Annotated in this window: 13 protein-coding genes; 8 read left to right on the forward strand and 5 right to left on the reverse strand. The window is 47.9% G+C overall.

The annotated features are described in order from the left end of the window. Nucleotides 1–30 precede the first annotated feature (30 nt). From fucI to D7D25_RS12515, 7 genes are all read left to right on the forward strand, one after another. Entirely contained in the window at nt 31–1803 is a 1773-nt protein-coding gene (gene fucI, locus D7D25_RS12485; RefSeq protein ID WP_122969290.1) for an L-fucose isomerase, read from the forward strand. Between the two features lie 114 nt (nt 1804–1917). Then, a complete protein-coding gene (gene fucP / locus D7D25_RS12490) occupies nt 1918–3246 on the forward strand; it encodes an L-fucose:H+ symporter permease (protein ID WP_122969291.1) in 1329 nt (442 codons plus the stop codon). A gap of 680 nt (nt 3247–3926) precedes the next feature. Beyond that, entirely contained in the window at nt 3927–7256 is a 3330-nt protein-coding gene (locus D7D25_RS12495) for a SusC/RagA family TonB-linked outer membrane protein (RefSeq protein WP_122969292.1), read from the forward strand. A gap of 34 nt (nt 7257–7290) precedes the next feature. After that, a complete protein-coding gene (locus tag D7D25_RS12500) occupies nt 7291–8868 on the forward strand; it encodes a SusD/RagB family nutrient-binding outer membrane lipoprotein (protein ID WP_122969293.1) in 1578 nt (525 codons plus the stop codon). 101 nt (nt 8869–8969) lie between these two features. Then, entirely contained in the window at nt 8970–10358 is a 1389-nt protein-coding gene (locus D7D25_RS12505) for an alpha-L-fucosidase (protein ID WP_122969294.1), read from the forward strand. Nucleotides 10359–10460: 102 nt separating this feature from the next. Beyond that, nucleotides 10461–12689, forward strand: coding sequence for an alpha-L-fucosidase (locus D7D25_RS12510; protein WP_122969295.1), 2229 nt, complete (start codon nt 10461–10463; stop codon nt 12687–12689). Between the two features lie 7 nt (nt 12690–12696). Then, nucleotides 12697–15048 (forward strand): glycoside hydrolase family 3 N-terminal domain-containing protein, encoded by a 2352-nt coding sequence (locus tag D7D25_RS12515; protein WP_122969296.1) that lies wholly within the window; start codon nt 12697–12699, stop codon nt 15046–15048. A 129-nt stretch (nt 15049–15177) separates the two neighbouring features. On the opposite strand, the gene D7D25_RS12520 is transcribed toward D7D25_RS12515, so the two are convergent. The 5 genes from D7D25_RS12520 to prmC all read right to left on the reverse strand — a co-directional run bounded on the left by D7D25_RS12520 (nt 15178) and on the right by prmC (nt 18348). Next, a complete protein-coding gene (locus D7D25_RS12520; RefSeq protein ID WP_122969297.1) occupies nt 15178–15597 on the reverse strand; it encodes an SRPBCC family protein in 420 nt (139 codons plus the stop codon). Further along, nucleotides 15594–16247 carry an orotate phosphoribosyltransferase gene (pyrE, locus tag D7D25_RS12525; RefSeq protein WP_122969298.1) on the reverse strand — a complete coding sequence of 218 codons (654 nt, stop codon included), beginning with the start codon at nt 16245–16247 and terminating at the stop codon, nt 15594–15596. Before pyrE ends, D7D25_RS12520 begins: the two co-directional genes overlap by 4 nt. A 95-nt stretch (nt 16248–16342) precedes the next feature. After that, nucleotides 16343–17038, reverse strand: a complete 696-nt coding sequence (locus D7D25_RS12530; protein WP_122969299.1) for a ComF family protein — start codon at nt 17036–17038, stop codon at nt 16343–16345. After that, on the reverse strand, nt 17025–17525 hold the full coding sequence (locus D7D25_RS12535) for a regulatory protein RecX (protein WP_158602616.1): 501 nt from the start codon (nt 17523–17525) through the stop codon (nt 17025–17027). The genes D7D25_RS12530 and D7D25_RS12535 overlap by 14 nt, the downstream gene beginning before the upstream one ends. Then, the gene (gene prmC / locus D7D25_RS12540) at nt 17518–18348 is read right to left on the reverse strand and encodes a peptide chain release factor N(5)-glutamine methyltransferase (protein WP_122969301.1); all 831 of its coding nucleotides are present in this window, start codon (nt 18346–18348) and stop codon (nt 17518–17520) included. Before prmC ends, D7D25_RS12535 begins: the two co-directional genes overlap by 8 nt. Before the next feature lie 25 nt (nt 18349–18373). On the opposite strand from prmC, the gene ribD reads away from it, so the two are divergent. Continuing rightward, complete coding sequence (gene ribD, locus D7D25_RS12545) at nt 18374–19444, forward strand: bifunctional diaminohydroxyphosphoribosylaminopyrimidine deaminase/5-amino-6-(5-phosphoribosylamino)uracil reductase RibD (RefSeq protein ID WP_122969348.1); 1071 nt, start codon at nt 18374–18376, stop codon at nt 19442–19444. Nucleotides 19445–19616: the final 172 nt, after the last annotated feature.

Genomic DNA, 19616 nt, shown 5'->3' on the forward strand with positions numbered 1-19616 from the left:
TCTTTGTTTTAAATAGATAATCATAATGGTATGGAAAAGAAGTATCCTAAAATAGGAATCCGCCCCACTATCGACGGGCGTCAGGGAGGCGTCAGGGAAAGCCTCGAGGAGAAAACCATGAGCCTGGCAAAGGCAGTCGCGGAACTAATCAGCACCCATTTGAAGAATGGTGACGGAAGCCCGGTGGAGTGCGTGATCGCCGATGGCACCATCGGACGGGTGGGTGAGAGCGCCGCGTGCGCGGCAAAATTCGAGCGGGAAGGTGTAGGCTCTACTATCACTGTCACTTCAAGCTGGTGTTACGGTTCGGAAACCATGGATATGAATCCGCACTATCCGAAAGCTGTTTGGGGGTTCAATGGAACGGAGCGCCCCGGTGCCGTATACCTGGCGGCAGTGCTGGCATCCCATTCACAGAAAGGACTACCGGCATTCGGCATCTACGGACACGAGGTGCAGGACCTGCAGGACAATACCATACCTGAAGACGTGGCCGAAAAGCTCCTGCGTTTTGCCCGCGCGGCACAAGCCGCAGCCACAATGAGGGGACAATCATACCTGTCCATCGGCAGTGTTTCGATGGGTATTGCCGGTTCCATCGTCAATCCCGATTTCTTCCAGAAATACCTGGGCATCCGCAACGAATCAGTCGATTCCACAGAAATCTTACGACGGATACAGGAGGGGATCTACGACCACGAGGAATTCGAAAAAGCCATGGCGTGGACAGAAAAATACTGCAAAGTGAACGAAGGTGCCGATTTCAACAGGCCGGAAAAACAAAAGAGCCGGGAAGAAAAAGACAATGACTGGGAATTCTCGGTAAAAATGACCATCATCATCCGTGACCTGATGCGGGGTAACCCTAAACTCGAAGCAATGGGCTTCAAAGAAGAGGCGGTCGGCCACAATGCCATCTTCGGTGGATTCCAGGGACAACGACAATGGACCGATTTCCTGCCCAATGGCGATTTCAGCGAGACAATACTGACTACATCCTTTGACTGGAACGGCATACGTGAAGCTTTCACATTTGCCACTGAGAACGATTCGCTGAACGCTGTCGCGATGCTATTCGGCCACCTGCTTACCAATAGGGCCCAGCTATTTTCCGACGTTCGTACTTATTGGAGCCCCGATGCCGTAAAACGCGTTACCGGAAAAGAGCTGACGGGATTAGCCGCGAACGGCATAATTCACCTGATCAATTCGGGAGCCACCACCCTCGATGGCACAGGCCGCATGGCTATTGATGGCAGACCAGCCCTGAAAGAACCCTGGAATATCACCGAAGAAGAAACAAAAGCCTGTCTTGCCGCCACCACCTGGTCGCCGGCTAACCGTGATTATTTCCGTGGCGGTGGATATTCATCCACCTTCCTCACCAGAGGCGGTATGCCCGTCACCATGTCCCGGTTAAATATGGTGGACGGTTTGGGACCTGTACTACAGATAGCCGAAGGATGGACGGTAGATATCGACCCCGAGGTGCACGACATGATCAACCAGCGTACCGATAAAACATGGCCTACCACCTGGTTTGCTCCCCGTCTTACCGGAAAAGGCCCTTTCAAAAATGTCTATTCTGTGATGAACAACTGGGGAGCCAACCATGGAGCGATCAGCTACGGCCATATCGGCCAGGATCTGATCACACTTGCATCGATCCTTCGCATTCCGGTATGTATGCACAACGTGGAAGAAGATGACATCTTCCGTCCGTCAGCATGGAACGCCTTCGGTATGGACAAAGAAGGTGCCGATTTCCGCGCCTGTAAAAATTTTGGTCCTATTTATAAATAACACCACAACAATCATCATGCATCCACTCCTTCCCCCCATTGAGTTGATGACGATTCAACGGGGAGGGGACAGGATGGTCAGACAATGATCAGGAGTGGTTCAATAAATAATGAGATGAACAGAACGAAACTACCATTACTTAAACACAACAGCGTCAATTATCTGTTGCCGTTTATCATCATTACCGCCTGCTTCGCGCTGTGGGGATTTGCCAACGATATTACCAATCCCATGGTAAAAGCGTTCTCCAAAATTTTCAGGATGAACGTTACGCAGGGCGCACTGGTACAACTGGCTTTTTACGGAGGTTATTTTGCCATGGCATTCCCCGCTGCTATCTTTATAAAGAAATTTTCCTATAAATCGGGAATTTTGCTCGGATTGGCATTATATGCCGCGGGCGCTTTTCTGCTTTTCCCCGCCAAAATGTCGGGCAACTACTATCCCTTCCTGGTAGCTTATTTTGTACTCACCTGCGGATTATCATTCCTTGAGACCAGTGCCAACCCCTATGTCCTGACCATGGGCCCCGAGGAGAACGCTACCCGACGACTTAATATGGCACAGGCATTTAATCCCATAGGGTCGCTTATGGGGATGTTCGTGGCCATGAATTTTATTCAGGCACGACTCAATCCTATGAGTACCGCGGAGCGCGCCCTGCTCTCCGAGACGGAATTCGAGGCGGTGAAGCAATCCGACCTTTCCCTCCTGATCGCACCTTATCTGGTGATAGGATTCGTGGTCCTTGCCATGTTCCTGATCATCCTTGTAATGAGAATGCCTAAAAATGGAGATAAAGATAAAAGCCTCCATTTTGGCACCACGCTCAAACGGATTTTTTCTATTCCCAACTATCGCCAGGGAGTCATCGCGCAATTCTTTTATGTGGGTGCGCAAATCATGTGCTGGACATTTATCATCCAGTATGGCACGCGTGTTTTCATGAACCGGGGAATGGAAGAACAGGTGGCCGAAGTGCTTTCTCAGAGATATAATATTGTGGCGATGATTATTTTCTGTATCAGTCGATTAATCGCCACTTACCTGATGAAATTCTTCGATCCCGGAAAAATGTTACGCGCGTTTGCCATTGCCGCCGGAATATTCACGCTGGGAGTGATCTTTCTTCAGAACATTGGGGGACTTTATTGTCTGGTGGCGGTGTCGGCCTGTATGTCGCTCATGTTTCCCACTATCTATGGTATTGCCCTGAAAGGAATGGGAGATGATGCGAAATTCGGTGCGGCAGGACTCATCATGGCCATATTGGGAGGATCCGTACTACCTCCGGTACAGGCAGCGATTATCGATATGGGTACAATAGGAGCGGCATTCCCTGCAGTAAATGCTTCATTTATTCTGCCGCTGATATGCTTTGTGGTGGTAGCCTGGTACGGTACTCAGGCATATAAAAGGAGTAAAATAACCCCACGCGCGTGATAGAGCGATGGTTAGAATTGAGCATGTGAAACGTTAAAAAACGAAGAATTTTTTTCTATTAAAAATCATTTTTTTACTTTTGCATCAGAAAACATCAGCACAGTACAGGACAGCCGCCGTCTCCCTTTCCGCATAATAATGAACGGCTTGCAAAATAAAGTATTATACTATTATTAAGAACGACAGGCATAAATGGAAAATGAAATATTTCTCATGTATAGAGTTTGTATTTTGTACAAAGAGAGTTATATTCTTATTTCACTTTTTATCTTTTTTGCTTCTTTGTATCTCAGACAAGCAGCATCTTTTGATCCATTTATCAACCTAAGGTAAATTTAATTTATATGCAAAAAAGGGAAGAAAATTACGAAAACAACCGGTTTATCAAGATTCGGTTTCCGGTTGCAACAAGTCGGGCTGATAATGGAAACGGTTTTAATTTTATATTTTACATATGACAATGGTTCGGCATTTTTACTCAAAATTGCTCATGACTGCTTGATTATTGACAGTAAACACACTTCTTAAAAAAAACGAAGCAATCACCTGATTATATGGTTGTTAAATAGAAATTCACAAACTATTTAATATAATATGTTGAAAAATGAAGAATCTTTTCGAAAATGAAAAGATATCCTGTAATTAAATAAAAATCACATCAATTATTAAAAGAAGAAAGAATGAAAAGAGAGATGTCATTTAAGTGGAAAGGATTTCTATTCGCATGGATGTGGATAATATCCTTGGCGATGTTCGCTCAAAACATTACCGTGACTGGAACGGTAACCAATGTTTACAATGAACCGGTTATCGGAGCGACGATTGTGGTACAGGGAAACGCAACGCATGGAACAGTGACCGATATAGACGGGAATTATACATTGAGCAATGTTCCCGCGGATGCCACATTGCAATTCAGTTATGTGGGAATGGCCACTCAATCTGTTCCGGTAAACGGAAGAACAACCATTGAGGTTGTAATGGACTCCGACTCGGAAATGTTGGAAGAAGTGGTAGTGACGGCATTGGGAATCAAGAGGGATGCTAAAAAACTGGGATACGCGATTAGTAATGTCAGCTCGGAAGATTTACTCAGAACAGCCTCTCCGAATTTAGGATCGGCGCTATACGGGAAAGCTTCGGGGGTGCGCATTCAAACCGCGCCGGGCGGACTGACAGGATCTATATCTATCAATGTCAGAGGATTGAGTTCTATTACAGGAACAAACCAGCCTTTGATTATTGTAGATGGTGTTCCCATTCACAACACCGATGCCAATACCGACGGTTATTGGGACAACCAACGTATACAAACCAACGGTCTAGCGGACATCAATCCGGAAGACATAGAAAGTTTATCGATTTTGAAAGGAGCCTCCGCCTCCGCATTATACGGTTCGGAAGCCGCCAACGGGGTTGTGATGATCACCACAAAATCGGGTAAAGGCGTGCAAGGTTTCGGTGTTGATTTCAATGCCAGCTTGACGGCGGACGTTGTCGCGTATATGCCGAAATATCAAACAACGTTCGGACCTGGCGTGCGTGTAGGGTCTCGTATAGCTTCCGGATCCGATGCAGACGGATGGTATAATCGTACAGACAGGAACGGAACGATGCGGCAAACATTTTACCCCACCACCACCTATTTTGGACCCAAATACGATGGCAGAGATGTTCTTTATTACGATGGAACCATGCGCAAATATTCTCCGATCACCAGTGATCCTTGGAGTGATGTGTTCCGCACCGGATTGACCCAACAATACAATTTGGCTATCGTCAGAGGTGACGAGAAGGGAAATACCCGTCTTTCCTACACATATGTCGACAATTTACCCACTCAGTATAACTCTACATATGATAAGCATAATTTCAATCTGACAGGAAGTCAAAAAATATCGGAAGCCCTGAGTGTGGATTATGCCGTGAATTACATTCTGACAAACATAAAAAACCGCCCTTATCGGATAAGCCGGTTGACAAACAATTTTGGCGGTATGTTCGGGGCGTTCGATGACGTAAATTATTTGAGAGAGCATACCATGACCAGTTTAGGTTATAAAAATATGGCATACAATAATTCGAAACATTTGACACCGGATGAAGGTTTCGAATGGACTCCCTCTACCTATGCATTGGTCGACGAATATTATTGGAATATTTATGGACGGGAACAACTCGAAAAAAACAATCGCCTGATAGCCAGTGTTACTCCAACCTGGAGAATTATCGACGGTTTAACCCTTCGCGGGCGCATGGCAACCGACTTAATTGTTGATAAAATGGAGAGAAAAGAGAAGACGGAACAATCCACTTTATTCAATGAATTCACCGGATATTATGGTCTTACGAATAGTCGTTATGAAATTTATTATGGCGACATAATGCTTACTTACGATACAAACCTGACTGATGCGGTAGGCCTTTTGGCGTCAGTTGGTTGGCAAGGACGAACCGAGACAAATTATGAATCCAGTGTCGGGACTTCCGGGGGCCTTTCAGTGGAAAACTGGTTCCATTTGAATGCCAGCAAAGAAACAAAAAATGCAGATATGGTACTGAGTGAGCTTTTAAAGACGGCTTTTTTCGGGACCGTAAGCCTTTCCTATAATAACTGGGCTTTTGTGGAAGCAACAGGACGCCAGGAAAAAACCTCAACCCTGGCCAGCGGAAACAATTCGTTCTTCTATCCATCGGTAAACAGTAGTATTATTTTCTCAGAACTGATGGGAGACAGCAAACCGGCATGGTACGACTACGGTAAAATCCGCGCATCCTACGGCATTGTGGGAAATGCCCCGCAAATTTACAAAGCGACGAAGGCATATGAGCAAAACAGCGCCTCAGGATACATCTACAATAGAATCCCTGTGGTAATCGGTAACGAAGGGATCAAACCGGAGAAGAAGTATGAATGGGAATTCGGATTGGAAAGCAGATTCTTCGCGAATCGTTTAGGATTGGATATGTCTTTCTATACCAATACCGTGAAAGACCAGATCCTGGAAACGACCATGCCCTCCTCTTCCGGAGCCAGAGGGATCTGGATGAATGTGGGTGAATTACAGAACAAGGGATGGGAGGTTTCGGTACACGGGACTCCCATACTGACCAAAGATTGGTCATGGAAAGTTCAGGGTAATTTTGCCCTGAATAGGAATAAAGTAACAAAACTGGCCGAGGGAATTAATACGTTGCAACACAGAAATGAAGATAACGGATCATTGTTTCTTTATTCCAAGGTAGGGGAGCCGATGGGCGACTTCTATTCATTAGCCCCGGCCAAAGACGAAAACGGAAATAATATTATCGGGAGTGACGGACTTTATAAACTGACCGATGAGCCGGTGAAAGTGGGAAATGCCATGCCTAAATTTGTCGGCGGATTCGCCACATCGGTAGCTTACAAAAACATTTCTCTGGATGCTAGTTTTGACTATCGTGTAGGCGGAGCTATTCTGAACATGCCTTATCAATATTTAATGGGACGCGGTTCACTGGAAAGCTCCATGCAATACCGGGATGCGGAACACGGAGGGATGACCTATTATCTGGATGCGAACACGAATAGCGTCCCCTATAGTGGAGCGCAAGGCCCTAATGGGGAAAAGATCTATGATAACGGAATGATCTTACCGGGGGTTAAAGAAGACGGAACGCCCAATGACATTATGATCCAAGCCGACAAGTATTACAACTGGACATACAATTGGGGTGGTTGGGATCCGTCAGGTCCGACCTTCTATTCTCATTCCGTATTTGACAACAGCTACGTGAAATTGCGTGAATTATCCCTGACTTATAGCTTTGCGTCGGCTCTCACTTCAAAATTCAATTGCAAAAATTTACAGTTATCTGTTTGGGGACGTAATTTATTCTATCTCTATAAGAACCTGCCGGACTTCGATGCCGAAGCAACTGACGGTACAAGCTGGATTTCTCAGGCTGTTATCGGAGGATCAACGGCTACTACCCGTTCTTTCGGAATTTCTTTACGTGCCAGTTTCTGAAATAATCTGATCTTAACATTAAAAAGCAACTAAAATGAAAAGAATATTTATACTGATGATAGGATTAGGATTGGTTGCCGGCTTTAATCGCTGTGCCGATGACGACTACTCTAGTAAATACAATAATCCGGAACAAACATCGGAACCATCCATCGAAAAATTGATGACAGGCGTCTTCCATGCCGGAAGAGATTTCACATTCAATTCCTACTGGCGTTCCTACACATGGGAAAATGGCGTTATGGGCGTTTATGCACAAACGATCGGTTTCTTAAATGCTCCGGGGGGTATGTATACGGCAAATGACAGTTATGCCAACAATCGTTGGGAAAATTTTTATGATGTTTTGGCTCAATTTCGTATATTACAGCATGAATTCGGGAAATTAGATGCCGTACAACAAGCCAATTACAAAGTTTTCGTGAACTTGTCCGAAATATTTGTGTACGATCATCTGTCTCAAATTATAGATACCTTCGGGGATGTACCCTTCTCGAAAGCGGGCTACCTTTATATTACCAACGATTTGCAGGGATCATATCCATCTTATGATAAAGCGACTGATATCTATTCGGAGATGCTTGACAGGCTGGGAGAAATTTATACCGAATTAAATGCGATAGGGAGTCCAAATAACATCCTTGCCGCGCAAGACTTTATCAACAAAGGAGATCTTTCTTTATGGATAAAATATTGCAATTCACTTCGATTGCGATTAGCCATGCGGGTCGCCTCTCAAGGTGATCTCTCTTCGAAAGGCAGGCAAATTGTCGCGGAAATTCTGAACGGTAACTATCCGCTTGTCTCGGCACTAACTGAAACAATCCAGGTACTTCCCGACACCCGGGACTTCAATTACGGAGATGAATTCCGTGATGGATTCAAAGATCACAGCCGGGCTTCACAAGAAATGCTGAACGTCTTGCTCACCGAAGGGACTTTAGGAGAGAACGATCCTCGCTTACCTATCATGTATTCCACCAATGCCGCAGGAGAGTATAAAGGATTGTCCACCCACGAAACCTATGCCGAGCAACAAACCAACACTAATCTTTCAGAATCTCAACGCGTTTATTCTCGCATTGATTCCACAACGGTTATATTTAACAGAAACCTAATAAGTCCCATTGTGACTGCCGCGGAGGTTGACTTCATGAAAGCCGAAGCGTTCCAAAGAGGTTGGGCAGATGGAGATGCCAAGCAAGCTTTTATCGACGGAATACTACATTCCACCCAATTCTACTTTGAAGAAAACAAAGTAAGCCCAAGCAGCGACGGGACAAAAATGGATATTCCCGCTGAATCCCTCATTGTGGCGTATGCTGAAAAAGTCTGGAATGCAGCCACAAACAAAGAGATCGCAATTATTACTCAAAAATGGCTGAACTTTGGATTTTTACAACCTTTTCAGGCATGGAACGAAATCCGCCGTACAGGATATCCGGAGTTCTACTATCCGGAAGATGTAACTGCCCAATTGTTAAAGACTCTTCCCAACCGGGTTCGATATCCGGCTTCGGAACGAAATAACAACACTGAGAATTATAATGCGCAAGTCCAGTCTATGGGAGGAACGGATGACGCTTATATCAAACCATTCTGGGCTAAATAACAACAATGGAGTGACAAGTAAGCCATTGGATTAAACAGCAAGGGAATCGGGAGAATACCGATGGTTATTCTCCTGGGTTCCCTTTTCACACAAAAAGAAAAATGCACAAAAAACAAATCTTGATCTTGTGTGGGATACTATTCTCCGCACTGATCCATTCCCAGCAGGGTTTCGTACACGAACAATCGAAAGGATATGTCTGGCCGGAAGAAGAGAACGTCCTCAAAAAACTGGATGAGTGGCAGGATCTCAAATTCGGGGTACTGTTCCATTGGGGTCTATACTCCGTCCCGGGAATAGTGGAATCATGGTCGATCTGTTCGGAAGATGTCGATTGGATACCGCGCGACAGTACGGTCTCCTATGAGGAATACAAGCGTTGGTACTGGGGGTTGAAAGACCGGTTCAATCCGGTAGACTTCGATCCCGGCCAGTGGAGTGACGTGATGGAAAAGGCGGGAATGAGATATGCCATCTTCACCACCAAACATCATGACGGTTTCAACCTGTTCGATACGAAAGAATCGGATTTCTCCATCGCTAAAGGCCCCTTCAAAAACCATCCGAAAGCCGATGTGGCAAAATACGTGTTTGAAGCCTTCCGACAAAAGGATTTTATGGTGGGAGCCTATTTCTCCAAACCCGACTGGCATAGCCAATATTACTGGTGGGACTATTTTGCCACCCCTACCCGGAATGTAAACTACAAAATCGAACGCCACCCGGAACGATGGGAGAAATTCAAACAATTCACTTTCAGACAGATACAGGAGTTGATGACCCACTACGGTGATATAGACATCCTTTGGCTCGACGGCGGATGGGTAGCTCCTCCCAGACAGGATATCGATATGGACAGGATCGCGGCAATGGCGCGCGGCAACCAGCCCGGTTTGCTGATCGTAGACCGCACCATCCGCGGGAAATACGAGAACTACCAGACACCGGAACGCTCCATTCCCGCGGAACAACTCACCTACCCCTGGGAAAGTTGTATTCCTCTGAGCAGCGACTGGGGGTGGATACCGGACGCCTCCTTCAAGACACCGGCCGAAGTGATCGCGCTGCTGGTCGAAGTGACGGCAAAGGGAGGAAACTTTCTCCTGGGTGTGGGACCCACACCCGAAGGGATTATCCAGCCGGAAGTGGAAGGAATATTGAAAGAGATCGGCGACTGGCTGAAAATAAACGGCAAAAGCATATACAACACCCGTATCACTCCTCATTACCATAGCGGGGACGTATGGTTCACAGCAGACAAGGACAGCAAAACAACCTACGCCCTTTATGTTCCTGAAAGCGGAAAGGAAATTCCCCCGGTGGTCGAGTGGGAAGGCAACACACCCAAAAAAGGAAGCAAGGTGACTCTTCTCCACACCCGAAAACAGGTAAAATGGAGAGTAGAGGAAAATAAAACCCGTATCGTTTTGCCGGTTATAAAAAATCATGCTAACTTGCCATTGGTATTTTCATTTGAAACGAGCAAATAAACCTTTTTCACACAAGAAAACTATTAAAGCGGAGTTCCATTATGATACCTTTGAGAATAAAAGTATTCATCATATGAAACGAGCAGATAAATCATTCCAATAATGCAAAAAATGATTCTATTCCTGGCCGGCATTCTTCTTTTATCTTGCCAAACAGGATCACAAAGTTCCATCACACCTCGAAGCACAATCAAAATAGAAGAGGGAGACAGTAAAGAGCTCATTATCGAAAAGGCGGCTCATGTGGTTCCTACAAAGAACCAGTTAGATGCCTTGAGAAACGAATTCATCGCTTTTATTCACTTCGGCCCCAACACCTTTACCCGTAAAGAGTGGGGCGACGGCATGGAAGACCCGGCGGTTTTTGATCTGAAAACGCTCGACACCGACCAGTGGTGTCAGGCCATGAAAGCAGCCGGCATGAAAATGGTCATCCTCACCGTCAAGCATCATGACGGATTCGTGCTGTGGCAAAGCCGTTACACCGACCATGGCATCATGTCGTCGGGGTTCCTCGGAGGGAAAGGCGATATACTCAAAGACCTTTCGGAATCATGCGAGAAATATGGGTTGAAACTCGGCGTTTATCTCTCCCCGGCAGATTTGTATCAAATTGAACATCCCGAAGGGTTGTACGGCAACCTGAGTGAATATAGAAAACGCACCATTCCGCGCGAGGTGCCGGGTCGCCCGTTCGAAAACAAAACCACGTTCGAGTTCGAAGTGGATGATTACAATGAATATTTCCTGAATCAGCTTTTCGAGATACTGACAGAATATGGCGAGATCCATGAAGTATGGTTTGATGGCGCGCATCCCAAAAGAAAAGGCGGACAGACATATCACTATCCGGCATGGAAGGAACTGATCCGTACCCTCGCGCCCAAGGCGGTCATTTTCGGGCGTGAAGATATCCGCTGGTGCGGCAATGAAGCAGGAGCCACACGGCCTAACGAGTGGAACGTGATCACTTATCCCGAAGATCCCCATTCCTCCACCCATTTTTCCGATCTGACCAATACCGATCTGGGCTCAAGGGAGAAGCTTTATGAGGGTAAATACCTTCATTACCAACAGGCCGAGACCAATACCTCCATTCGCGAAGGGTGGTTTTACCGCGACGATACGCACCAGAAAGTGCGGACCGCCGACGATTTGTTCGACATTTACGAACGTTCCGTCGGGGGAAATTCCACATTCCTGCTGAATATTCCACCCAACCGTGAAGGGACATTCTCTCCCCGGGATGTAGAGGCGCTCGAAGAAGTGGGAAAACGAATCCGGGAAACTTACCAAGTAAACCTCTTGCAAGATGCCAAAGGGCCGAAACAGGCACTGGACGGCGATCCGGACACCTACCTGTTATTGCCTGAAAACAAGCGCGAGATCGTCGTCACACTCCCCGCGCCCGCCACGATCAACCGGCTGATGTTACAGGAAGCCATCGCCACCCACAGTGAACGAGTGGAACAACATGCGGTGGACGCATGGATAGACAATCAGTGGAAAGAGGTTGCCACGGCGACCAACATCGGTTATAAGCGTATTCTCCGTTTTCCCGAAGTCACGACCGATAAGATACGTGTCCGTGTGTTGGAGTCACGGCTTGATCCGGCTATCAGCCACATATCGGCACACTATTACCGTACCCGCCCGCCCCAACTGGCGTTTACCCGCGACAAAGAGGGAATGGTCACCATTGCGCCGTTGCAAACCGAATTCAATTGGAATCCCCACGGGGAGAATGCCGCCGACAACCTGAATACCGGATATGAGATTTTTTACACGCTCGACGGATCGGAACCGACCCAGAATTCCCAACGATACGAGAATCCTGTAAAAGTGGAGAACAATGTGCTGAAAGCAGTCTCGTTCAACAATGACGTGCAAGGGCCGGTACATAGCGAAGCATTCGGAATTGTGAAAAAAGACTGGGTATTGCTCGGCGTCAATAGTCAACGAAGCGACCGCGCCGCGGCCCCGCACGCTTTCGATGCAAATCGCCGCACTTACTGGCAATCACAGGAAGGCGCAATGCCTCACTTCATCGCTATTGATCTTGGCAAGGAATATGAACTGAAGGCGATGGTATACACACCTCAGACCTTTCACTCCGAGGGGATGATGGCCAAAGGAAATATTCAGGTCAGCGCTGACGGGAAAAACTGGAAAACGGTGGAAACCTTTGAATTCGGGAATCTGATGAACGATCCCACTCCGCGGACACACCCATTCGGCAAGCCTGTAACTGCCCGTTATATACGGGTACAAGCCACAGCCATCGCGGGAGACGGAAGATCGGTAGCAATCGCGGAGTTGGATTTTTTGTAATTAAATAATGAAGAAAATAATTCGTTTCATCATCATCCTCTGTTTGTGCGCCATCGCACAACTATCTGTGGCACAACAACGCTACAAGGACCCGACCGCCCCGGTCGAAGAGAGGGTAAAGGATCTGTTGAGCCTTATGACAATGGAGGAGAAGATCGGTCAGCTGTGTTTTCCCACCGGATGGGAGATGTACACCAAAACAGGTGAATATTCCGTCACACCTTCCGGCTTGTTCAGGGAACGGATGCAAGCCATGCCGCTGGGCGGCTTCTGGGCGACGCTACGGGCTGACCCGTGGACCCGGAAAACGTTACAGACAGGCCTTAATCCCCGGTTGGCGGCCAATGCCCTGAACGAATTACAAAAATATGCCGTAGAACATACCCGGCTGGGCATTCCCCTTTTCTTCGCCGAAGAGTGTATGCATGGACACATGGCTATCGGCACAACCGTTTTCCCCACCGGCCTCGGGCAAGGCAGCACATGGAATCCCGGGCTGATAGGGCAAATGGCGGAAGCAATCGCCCTTGAGACACGGTTGCAGGGCGCCCATATAGGATATGGCCCGATCCTCGATCTGGCAAGGGAACCCAGATGGTCGAGAGTGGAAGAAACTTTCGGTGAAGATCCGGTACTGACGGCAAAACTGGGTGTTTCCTTTGTTCAGGGGCTGCAGGGAGATGATTTCGGCAACGGCCGGCATCTCTATTCCACCCCCAAGCATTTTGCTGCCTACGGTGTGCCTTTGGGCGGACACAACGGACAACAGGCGCATATCGGAATGCGGGAATTATTCTCCGACCATTTGTCACCGTTCAAGAAGGTGACTGCCGCGGGAGTGAAGACCGTTATGACTTCCTATAATGCCATTGACGGCATCCCCGCCACCGCACACCGGTTCCTGCTAAAAGATGTGTTGCGCGGTCAATGGAGTTTCGACGGGTTTGTATTCTCCGACCTCGGCAGTATCGAAGGCATCGCGGGAACACACCGCGTGGCACCCGATATCAAACATGCAGCCGCCATGGCGTTACAAGCAGGGGTGGACGCCGACCTCGGGGGAAATGCCTATGGAAGAAACCTTGCAAGCGCATTGGAAGAAGGGCTTATCACCATGCGGGAGATAGACGATGCGGCAGCCCACATCCTCCGGATGAAATTCGAAATGGGACTGTTCGAAAATCCCTATGTCAACCCCGATCAGGCAGCTCGTTTCGTAAGGAGTGAGGCGCATAAACAGATCGCTCGCGAGGTGGCCCGCCAGGGTATCGTATTGCTCAAAAACAACGATGGACTCCTGCCGCTTCCCAAAGAGATCGGTTCCATTGCGGTGATCGGCCCGAACGCCGATAATATCTACAACCAGTTGGGTGATTACACCGCCCCGCAGGAGCGAAGCAATATTGTGACCGTGCTCGACGGGATCAAAAAAGCCGTAAATCCCCGGACTGTTGTCCGCTATGCGAAAGGATGCGCCATCCGGGATACCACCCAAAGCGATATAGAAGCAGCGGTACGGATAGCCCGCCGGTCCGACGTGATCCTGTTGGTGGTGGGAGGATCCAGCGCGCGGGATTTCAAGACGGAGTACATTGAAACCGGAGCGGCTACAGTCAACAACAACCCGGATGAAATTCTTCCGGATATGGAGTCGGGCGAAGGATACGACCGCAATTCACTCGACCTGCCGGGCGACCAGGAAAAGCTGCTGGATGCCCTCGCCGATACCGGAAAGCCATTGATCGTGATCTACATACAAGGGCGCCCGTTAAATATGAATAACGCATCGGTAAAAGCCGATGCGCTGCTCACGGCGTGGTATCCGGGACAGGGAGGGGGGCACGCTGTCGCCGACATCCTTTTCGGAGACTATAATCCGGCGGGCAGGTTACCTGTCTCCATCCCACGTTCAGTGGGGCAATTACCGGTATATTACTCATTGGGCAGGCAGGCCGATTATGTGGAAGAGAGCGGTTCTCCCCTGTATGCTTTCGGGTATGGATTGAGTTATACCGATTTCAGTTACGACGACCTTTTCGTAAACGTAACGCAAGACCATGTGCGGATATCCTGTACCGTCACCAATACGGGCGGTATTGACGGGGACGAAGTGGTGCAACTCTATCTTCGTGACAATATAAGTTCGGTGGTGACTCCTCCCATCCAACTGAAAGATTTTCGACGGATCCATATCCCGAAGGGCGAATCGAAACAAGTGGAGTTTACCCTGTCATATGACGACCTGGCACTGTATAACCAGGATATGCGGCGCATCACCGAGCCGGGAGAGTTCACCGTGATGATCGGTGCTGCCTCCAACGATATCCGGTTAAAAGGACGTTTCCGGATTGAAGAATAGATATCACCGGTGCATAAATCCGCCGCCGGCATGTGTATCCATTGGAGCATATATGCTCTGCCGGCGCGGCGCGAACCGGTACAACTTTAGGAAAAAGCATGGCGGAGATCTCCGAAGATATGCATCGCATCAAATCTGATCATAAGGCAACTCTGCCAGCATATCGGAGATCTTATCCACCGCTTCCTTCATCGGTTTCTCGATCATCCCCCTGATAAAGGGGTTTAAGTCAGCCCTTACCGTCATTCGCAAGCGGGTATCTTTTTCTGCTTTGGAAACCAGTTGTATCCACAGGAAAATATCAAAAGGCAGCTTGTCCGACTTAAATTTCACCAGTTTGTTCGGCTCTCGCTCCAACACCTGGAAAGCCACCTCCCCTACCGGATCGACCCGGAAGGAGACACTGTCTTGGTCAAACGAGAATTCTTTGAGTTTATCTTCGGGAATCTTATCCTTTACCACCTCGAGTTTCCGGAAATCGGAAAGCACACGGAACACATCCGCATCATTGTGCGGAATGGTTTTCACCTCACTGGTAAATTCGGTCATCTTTTACTTTTTTTTGCGGGTTGTCCCCAGTTTTCAGGATCTTTGCGCCAGTCCTGTAAGGTCTGTAGCTCGGATTCATCAATGTAATCGGTCGCCAACGCCTCATCCAGTATCGCGTCGTAATTGCAAAGCGTGGTGAGTTCCACCCGCGCCTCATGCATACGTTTCTCGGCATAAGGAAACCCATAGGTAAACACCGCCAGCATGCCGAGGACGTCCGAACCATTATTGCGAATAGCTTCCACCGCCTTCAGGCTACTTCCTCCCGTGGAGACCAGGTCCTCGATCACGATCACCTTCTGTTTCGGTTTCAAGTCACCCTCTATCATATTTTCCAGTCCGTGATCTTTCGGCGCGGAACGCACATACACAAAAGGTAATCCGAGCAGGTCGGCCACCAACGCGCCGGGGGCAATAGCGCCCGTGGCAACCCCTGCCACCGCGTCGGCCTGCGGATATTTCTCAAGGACAAGGCGGGCAAATTCCACTTTCACAAAATTACGTATAGCCGGATAAGACATCAGTTTCCGGTTGTCACAATATATGGGTGATTTCCAACCTGAGGCCCATGTAAACGGGTTAGATGGCTGTAGTTTAATGGCTTTAATTCTAAGAAGCTTCTCGGCTGTCAATTTCTGTAGCGTGTTCATACGATTAATTTATTTTTGTCACCTTTTTCGCAGATTAACCACAAAAGTACGCTTTTTCAAAATTATTCGGTCGCAATTTCTGAAAAAAAATAGGATTAAAAAACCTCCCCGAGAGTGGCAATACTGATTTTCACATGCTTACACGCCTGCAACGCCATTCCACAGGCTTCCAGTGTGGATCCCGTGGTAATCACGTCATCTACCAGCAACAGGTGTTTCCGTTCGAACAGGCGCGGATCGGCCACTTTGAAAATATCTTTTACATTTTCCCAACGCTGTGTTTTTGTCCGTTTTGTCTGGGTGGGATTGTATACTATGCGAATCAGGTTATTTGTGGAAACGGGTAGGCCGGTGACTTCGGAAAGGCCATTGGCGATTATCGCGGCCTGGTTGTATCCCCTCCTCTTTTCCCTTTTGGGATGGAGCGGCACCGGCACTATCAAGTCGACGGAGTGGATGAATTCACTCCCTATCAGGTCTTTACCAAACATCCTTCCCAATAGCAGGCCGATCTCTTGCTTATGGCGGTATTTCAGGTGATGGATCAAGGGAGGGAGGGTTCCTTCCTTGGCATAGACACAATAAGAGGCAATCCGCTCGAAAGGTATCCGTCCGGCCATCAGCTTTTCCGCATCGTTATCGGGCTCCGAGAAGTTATGGGTTTTCGGCAACTTATAGAGGCATTGCAGGCAGGCTCCTTTTTCCCCGGGCAGTAATTCGTTGCCACACACCACACACACGTTCGGGTAAAAAAGGTGTGTCAGTTCATGCAATAACTTATTGCGTTTCATCGAAGGCATCCCCCATCTCCATTCGTTTCATACAGGCCATCACCTCCTCCATGGAAAACCCCCTGCCCAACGCATACCGGATCAATTTTCCCCGTTTTTCGTAGTCCGACTTTCCTGTCACACTCTTCCATTTTTTCTCCAGCATTGGCTGTAGTGACAGGCCGAAAGAAATATCGGAAAATTCAGCGAATCCCTCTTCGATTAACTCCTGAGGCAGTTGTTTGCACTTTAAAAAAAGCGCAATTTTTCCCTTACCCCATTTATTAAAGTGGAGTTTGTCATGGATATAACTACGGATGAACCGTTTTTCATCAAGAAACTTCTCTTTTTTCAGCCGATGGATAATCTTGTCTATTACTGGTTCCGTCAGTTCCATCCTCTTGAGTTTCCGGGTGATATCAAAGGGAGCGCACTCCTTTTGCGAGCAGGTCCGCGCCATCCTCGCATAAGCCGCCTCCTCGGTGATGATTTTCCCTTTTTTATCCATGATCATCCGGTTTTATGGCACGTACCATCCTGTCATTCCCCGAAATATCCTTTCTCAATTCCACATGGGCAAAACCCTTGCCTCGAAGCATGTCGCACACTTCCATACCTTTATCCCTGTTGATCTCGAAATACAACTCACCTCCGTTGTAGAGTGACGTCAGTGCCACATCGGCGATCCGCTCATAAAAGATCAAAGCATGGTCGTCAGGAACAAAAAGCGCCCCATGGGGCTCAAAACCAAGCACATTTGCCTCCATGGTCCTCTTTTCCGATTCGGTCACATAGGGTGGATTGCTTACTATCAGGTCAAAGAGGGGTTCCTTATCCACCGGCTGAAAGATATCCCGCAACGAAAAGCGCACGTTGACACCGTTCAGGAATGCATTTTCCGATGCGACCTTCAGCGCCCTTTCCGATATATCCCACGCATAGACGTGGGCGCCCCGTATTTTCTTGGCCAGCGTCACCGCGATACAACCGCTGCCGGTTCCGATATCGAGCACCGAGAAACCCGGCCGCCGGTTTCCGGCAAGGATCCACTCCACGAGTTCCTCGGTTTCCGGGCGGGGGATAAGCACATCCGGCGTAACGGCGAAAGGCATCCCGTAAAATTCCGTCTTTCCCAATATGTACTGTATCGGCTCACCGCTTTTCAGCCTAAAGGTAATATCTTCCGCTTTCCTGCGCTCCGAACCGGAGAAATGATTAATTTTGTTACCGCATACCTCTTCCAGGATAAGTCGCGTGAGAACGGATATCTCCTCTCTTGTGTAGAGACCCTCCAACTCCTGTAGGATAATATGTTGAACTGAGTGTCGCATAACGATGTGTAAAGATAACAAAAAAATGGAATTAAATCCGCTATTTATGGAGAGATGCCTTCAACTTGCCCGCAAGGGTGAAGGCTTCACAAAGCCGAACCCTTTGGTAGGCGCCGTAGTGGTGCATAACGGCAAAATTATCGGGGAAGGATTTCATCGTCAATATGGAGAGGCCCACGCGGAGGTAAATGCCATTGCTTCGGTAAAAGACGGCGCGTTACTGCGGGAATCCACTCTTTATGTCTCTCTCGAACCCTGTGCACATCATGGCAAAACCCCTCCCTGTGCGGAGTTGATCATTCACAGGGAAATTCCTCGGGTGGTGGTGGCTACCGGTGACCCCAACCCGAACGTTTCCGGAAAAGGCATTGCGATGATGCGGGAGAATGGCATCGAAGTGACGCTGGGAATGCTGGAGAAAGAGGCTCTTGAGCTGAACCGGATGTTCTTTGTCAATCAACTCCATCACAGGCCTTACATAATTTTAAAATGGGCGCAGAGCAGCGATGGTTTCATGGATTACCTTCGTAAGCCGGGTGATGGCAAGCGTCCGGTTATTATATCCAACACGGTGACACACACTATTGTGCATAAATTCCGCACACAGGTACAAGGGATCATGGTAGGAACAAATACCGCCCTGCTGGACGATCCGCGGTTGACAGCAAGAAAATGGTTCGGCAACGACCCCTTGAGAGTGGTTATCGACAGGCAAAATAAAATCCCCGCCGACGCGTCGATTTTTGACGGACCAGCGCCTACCATCGTTTTCACGGCATCCGCTCCTGCCCACACCGCAAAAAAAAGCCCTGTAAAATACATAGAAATAGACTTCTCGGGAGACGTCTGCCAACAGATCTTAGACCGGTTATACGATGAAAAAATATACTCCTTGATGATTGAGGGAGGAGCTCAATTGTTAGCCTCTTTCATAGAAAAAGAGATGTGGGACGAGGCCTATGTGGAGATAGCCCAAAAGGGGATCCAATCGGGTGTGGAAGCGCCGGCCATACGGGGAGATGTGGCCGCTTTCAGAAATTACCCCGGTTCGGTGCAATTTCATTTAAAGAGTAAAATAACTCGAAATTTTCATTAAATATTCATTTTAATATGGTTAAAGAGAAAAATCTTTCTACTTTTGCATATCCTAAACAACTCTGGTGTACAATAGTTTTGAAACAAATGATATCTAAATATTTCCTTGGGGCATCGCTAGTTATCGCGAACTTATTGTTGTTTTCCTCTTGTCTTAATTCATCCAACAACAA

The sequence above is a fragment of the Proteiniphilum sp. X52 genome (assembly GCF_003712195.1).
GTDB lineage: Bacteria > Bacteroidota > Bacteroidia > Bacteroidales > Dysgonomonadaceae > Proteiniphilum.

Bases quoted from the DNA above. Each gene is read 5' to 3' on its own strand.
- fucI (WP_122969290.1), top strand. From the start codon at position 31: ATGGAAAAGAAGTATCCTAAAATAGGAATCCGCCCCACTATCGACGGG.
- fucP (WP_122969291.1), top strand. From the start codon at position 1,918: ATGAACAGAACGAAACTACCATTACTTAAACACAACAGCGTCAATTAT.
- D7D25_RS12495 (WP_122969292.1), top strand. From the start codon at position 3,927: ATGAAAAGAGAGATGTCATTTAAGTGGAAAGGATTTCTATTCGCATGG.
- D7D25_RS12500 (WP_122969293.1), top strand. From the start codon at position 7,291: ATGAAAAGAATATTTATACTGATGATAGGATTAGGATTGGTTGCCGGC.
- D7D25_RS12505 (WP_122969294.1), top strand. From the start codon at position 8,970: ATGCACAAAAAACAAATCTTGATCTTGTGTGGGATACTATTCTCCGCA.
- D7D25_RS12510 (WP_122969295.1), top strand. From the start codon at position 10,461: ATGCAAAAAATGATTCTATTCCTGGCCGGCATTCTTCTTTTATCTTGC.
- D7D25_RS12515 (WP_122969296.1), top strand. From the start codon at position 12,697: ATGAAGAAAATAATTCGTTTCATCATCATCCTCTGTTTGTGCGCCATC.
- D7D25_RS12520 (WP_122969297.1), bottom strand. From the start codon at position 15,597: ATGACCGAATTTACCAGTGAGGTGAAAACCATTCCGCACAATGATGCG.
- pyrE (WP_122969298.1), bottom strand. From the start codon at position 16,247: ATGAACACGCTACAGAAATTGACAGCCGAGAAGCTTCTTAGAATTAAA.
- D7D25_RS12530 (WP_122969299.1), bottom strand. From the start codon at position 17,038: ATGAAACGCAATAAGTTATTGCATGAACTGACACACCTTTTTTACCCG.
- D7D25_RS12535 (WP_158602616.1), bottom strand. From the start codon at position 17,525: ATGGATAAAAAAGGGAAAATCATCACCGAGGAGGCGGCTTATGCGAGG.
- prmC (WP_122969301.1), bottom strand. From the start codon at position 18,348: ATGCGACACTCAGTTCAACATATTATCCTACAGGAGTTGGAGGGTCTC.
- ribD (WP_122969348.1), top strand. From the start codon at position 18,374: ATGGAATTAAATCCGCTATTTATGGAGAGATGCCTTCAACTTGCCCGC.